We start from the raw sequence: 4601 nt of genomic DNA on the forward strand, positions 1-4601 counted from the left end.
TCGCCGCTCGCGGTTTCTTACGTAGGAGCGGCTCTGGGTGGCCTCGGGCCTTCAGCCGCGATGGGGCGTTACCGGTAGCGCCTCATCGCGGCTGAAGCCGCTCCTACAAAAGCACAGCGCGTGCCGAAACGAAAAACGCCGCTTTCGCGGCGTTTTTCCCGGTTCCCAGCGCGTGCCTCAGTACTTCGGCACAGCGTTGTCCACATCATTCGACCAGGCATCGATACCGCCGGTGATGTTGTAGACGTGAGTAAAGCCCAGGCCACGGAAGTGCTCGGCGGCCTGCAGGCTGCGCCCGCCGAGGTGGCACAGGAACGCCAGCGGGGTGTTCTTCGGCAACTGCTCCAGCGCGGCGCGCTCGTCACCATCGAGGGTGCGGAACGCCGTGTTGACCGAGGCGATCGCACGCTCGTCGGCCGGTCGCACGTCCACCAGCGTCAACGTACCGGTCTTGAGCAGGTCGTCGGCATCACGCGGGGCCAGCTCGGTGACCGGCTTGGGTGCGTTCGGGTTGTCGATCGCCAGGCCGCGGCCGCGGATGTCGTCGACCCAGTCGATGGTGATGCCGTTGGCGCGGCTGGCGCTGGACGGATCGAACTGCACGCGCAGGCCGTTGGACTCGGCCGTGATCGCCTTCGGGTTCTCCGGCACCAGCTGGAAGTTGGGCTGGAAGCGTGCGTCGATCGCCAACTGCAACGCGGTGCCCGGGGCATCGGCGAGCGCGGTCCTGAGCATCTCGGCGGCGGCCGGGGTGACGGTGATCGACGGCGGGGTCAGGTCCGGCGCGGCCACGCCGAGCACCTGGCTCAGCTCGCCGCTCTCGTACATCTGCAGCACGATGTCGCTGCCGCCGACCAGCTCGCCGTCGATGTACAGCTGCGGGATCGTCGGCCAGTCGCCGTAGGCCTTGATGCCTTCGCGGATCTCCTGGTCGGCCAGTACGTTGACGTGGGCGTAGTCCACGCCCAGCTCGTTCAGCACGCCCACGGCCTTGGCCGAGAAGCCGCACTGCGGCATGTTCGGCTGGCCTTTCATGAACAGCACGACGCGGTTGGACTGCAGCAGCGATTCGATGCGCGAACGCAGGGCGGGATCGAGGGACATCGGGAGACCGTGGAGCTTGGGGAGACCGACCATTCTACGCGCCGTGCGATCATGGGACATGAGTCCTGCGGAAACACAGCATCGCGCCGCCTTTCGGCCCGCCTGGGGCTGGTGGCTGGCCGCGTCCCAGCTGGCGGTGATCGCGCTGTGGTGGCGGTTCGGCTGGCCGCTGGGGCTGACGGCGCTGCTGCTTTCACATGCCTGCTTTATCGTGCCGATCTTCCTGCCGCGTGCGCGGCTGTACGCGCCGGTGGTCGCGCGCCTGGCCGGGCCGGCGCCGCAGGTCTGGCTGACCATCGACGATGGCCCTTCCAGCGACACCCTGGATCTGCTGGATCTGCTTGATCGCCACGGCGCCCGCGCCACCTTTTTCCTGGTCGGCGCGCGCGCGGCGCAGCACCCGGAGCTGGTGCGCGAGATCGTCCGCCGCGGTCATGGCATCGGCAATCACAGCCACAGCCATCCGCAGGCCTGGTTCTGGGCGCTGGGGCCGCGCCGGATGGCGGCCGAGATCGGCCAGGCCCAGCGCACCTTGCAGGCCATCACTGGGCAGTCGCCGCGCTGGTATCGCTCGGTGGTCGGCATGACCAACCCGTTCGTGGCCGCGCCGCTGCGGGAACACCAGCTGACGCGGGTGGCATGGAGCGCGCGCGGCTTCGATGGTGTGGACTGCGAGCCTGACGGTGTCGTGGCGCGCATCGTCCCCGACCTGCAACCGGGGGCCATCGTGCTGCTGCACGAGGGCGGCGCGCATGGCCACAACCCCGCGATCCTGGGCCGGGTGCTGGAAGCCCTGACCGCGCGTGGACTGGTCGCGGTGCTGCCTGACGAACCACTGTCCTCAGAGTAAAGCGGCGGCCTGGATGCAAAGGCGGGTGCGACACCCACCGCACTTTTCGAACCGGGGATCCACGGCTGTCTTGACAGAATTTTAACGTGGGCAGAATATCCGCCCCCAGCCAGTGACCGGGTCCGTGCCTTGATCGGTGCGGGACGAAAGCCAGCCAGCCGTCATCGACGGCAAACATTCCTGGTCAATGAGGCTGACACGATGTCCACCCCCACCATCGCTGTGCGCGCTGCCGTGCGCGCCGGTTCCCCCTTTCCTTTGTCGCGTTCGCTGCTGGCGCTGGCCTGTGCGTGGCCACTGCTGGCGTTGGCGCAGTCCACTACCACTGATCCGGTGGATCTGGACGGCGTGCAGGTCAAGGCCCGCCGCGGCGGCGCGACCGAAGGCACCGACTCATATGCCGCCGGTGTCGTGCGCAGCTCGACCAAGCTGGAGCTGTCCGCGCGCGAGACGCCGCAGTCGGTCGTGGTGGTGACCCGCCAGCAGATCGAGGACCGCAATCTGCAGTCGCTGCAGGACGTCACCGACACCGTCGCCGGCTTCAACTCGCCGACCTTCGACACCGAGCGCACCTACATCACCGTGCGCGGCTTCGAGGTGGACTACTACCGCGTCGACGGCATTCCCACCGACTACACCGGCGATGTGCAGCAGAACCTGGCGATCTACGACCGGGTCGAGATCGTGCGGGGCGCCAACGGCCTCACCAGCGGCGCCGGCAGCCCGGCGGCTTCGATCGACCTGATCCGCAAGCACGCCGACAGCGACACGTTCACCGGCCGCGTCGACCTGTCGGCCGGCAGCTGGAACCGCTATCGCGGCACCGTCGACGTGCAGTCGCCCTTGAACGCCGCCGGCACCGTGCGCGGCCGGGTGGTGGCCAGCTACGAGGACAAGGATTCGTTCCGCGACTACTACCACAAGAAATCGGGGTTGCTGTACGGCATCGTCGATGCGGATCTTTCCGACGACACCCAGGCCTACGCGGGTGTCAGCAAGCAGCGCAACGATGCGCGCGGCACCACCTGGGGCGGCGTGCCGGCCTGGTTCAGCGATGGCAGCCGCACGGATTTCTCGCGCTCGACGTCGTTCGCCACACGCTGGGCGCGCGGCGTGGCCGACACCACCAATGCTTTCGCCGGCTTGATCCATCGCTTCGACAACGGCGCGCAGCTGCACGTGGAGTACTCGCATCAGCGCTTCGAGACCGATTGGAAGGCGGTGCTGTTCGGCTATTACCAGTACCCGGACAAGAGCACCGGCCTGGGCCTGACCGGCGACTACGCCGGCCGTTATCCGGCCCTGACCACGCAGGACAGCCTGGATGCCTATGTCAGCTTGCCGTTGGCACTGTGGGGCCGCGATCACGAACTGGTGGCCGGCGCGACCTGGATGCGGCGCAACGTGCGTTCCTGGTGGAACTACCCACTCGAATCGCTGGCTGAAGAGAGCGTCTACGATTGGACCGGCACGATGGCGCAGCCGACCTGGTCGGCGCTGACCAAGGGCGGAGACAACGACATCCGCCAGGTGGCGGCCTATGCAGCCGGCCGCTTCAGCCTGACCGACGACCTGAAGGCGATCGTCGGCGCGCGCGTCAGCGACTGGGAGAACACAGATCGGATCACCCCGTCGAATTCCTATGCCAGCCACGGCCGCACCACCCCATACGCCGGCCTGATCTACGACGTGGACACGCATCATTCGGTCTATGCCAGCTACACCAGCATCTTCAAGCCTCAGAACGTCCGCGACCGCAACGGCGGCTATCTGGCGCCGCTTGAAGGCAACAGCTACGAGGTCGGCGTGAAGGGCGAGTACCTGGACGGACATCTCAACGCCGCGCTGTCGGTGTTCCGCATCCAGCAGGACAATTATGCGGTGGCCGATGCGGGGCAAGTGGTGCCGGGTACCACCGATCAGGCCTATCGTGCCGTGACGGGCACGGTCAGCAAGGGCTTCGAGTTCCAGCTCGACGGCGAACTGAGCGAGCACTGGCGTGCCAGCTTCGGCTGGGCGCAGTTCGATGCCGACGATGCCGACGGCGTGGACGTGACGCCGACCAATCCGCGTCGCGAGGCTACGTTGTTCACCACCTGGCAGCAGGGGGCATGGCGTTTTGGCGGCGGCCTGAAATGGCAGTCCTCGTTCTACGATCAGTCCTATGATCCGTCCGGCAATGCGGTGCGGCTGACCCAGGGCAGTGTGCTGCTGGCCAATGTGATGGCGCGTTATGACATCAACGATGCATGGTCGGCGCAGCTCAACGTACGCAACCTGTTCGATCGCAAGTACTACTCGAACATCGTCTATCAGACTCAGTTGATCTATGGCGATCCGCGTGATGTGGAGCTGACGCTTTCCTGGAAGTTCTAGGTTGCGGATTGAGGTGAGGCGGTATTTGCCTGGAGTAGGGTTCTCGTAGAGAACCCAATCATTGTCGTCCCTGCATAGGTGGGGACCTGCACCTTCCACGCCATCCCGCTACCGTCGTCCCCGCGTAGGCGGGGACCTAGTGTCTTCCTCGTCATCTCGCCATCGTCGCAATCTTTCTACCGTCATCCCCGCGGAAGCGGGGGCGAAGCGCCACGGCTTGCGAGCCACTGGCTCGCGTGGTGCTGAGCGCCATCGGGCTATGCCCGATGGC

3 protein-coding genes are annotated in these 4601 nt (G+C 66.4%); 2 read left to right on the forward strand and 1 reads right to left on the reverse strand.

All coding sequences use genetic code 11. From position 1 onward, the window contains the following. Positions 1-177 precede the first annotated feature (177 nt). On the reverse strand, positions 178-1104 hold the full coding sequence (gene grxD, locus AC3WJE_RS20895; RefSeq protein WP_493732764.1) for a Grx4 family monothiol glutaredoxin: 927 nt from the start codon (positions 1102-1104) through the stop codon (positions 178-180). Positions 1105-1162: 58 nt separating this feature from the next. On the opposite strand from grxD, the gene AC3WJE_RS20900 reads away from it, so the two are divergent. Then, positions 1163-1954, forward strand: coding sequence for a polysaccharide deacetylase family protein (locus AC3WJE_RS20900; RefSeq protein ID WP_493732765.1), 792 nt, complete (start codon positions 1163-1165; stop codon positions 1952-1954). 201 nt (positions 1955-2155) lie between these two features. Further along, the gene (locus AC3WJE_RS20905) at positions 2156-4330 is read left to right on the forward strand and encodes a TonB-dependent siderophore receptor (RefSeq protein ID WP_493732766.1); all 2175 of its coding nucleotides are present in this window, start codon (positions 2156-2158) and stop codon (positions 4328-4330) included. Positions 4331-4601 lie beyond the last annotated feature (271 nt).

The organism is Pseudomonas sp. GW821-FHT07E12 (assembly GCF_058986605.1).

Excerpts from the sequence above, each read along its gene's own strand:
- grxD (WP_493732764.1), bottom strand. The coding sequence starts at position 1,104 with ATGTCCCTCGATCCCGCCCTGCGTTCGCGCATCGAATCGCTGCTGCAG.
- AC3WJE_RS20900 (WP_493732765.1), top strand. The coding sequence starts at position 1,163 with ATGAGTCCTGCGGAAACACAGCATCGCGCCGCCTTTCGGCCCGCCTGG.
- AC3WJE_RS20905 (WP_493732766.1), top strand. The coding sequence starts at position 2,156 with ATGTCCACCCCCACCATCGCTGTGCGCGCTGCCGTGCGCGCCGGTTCC.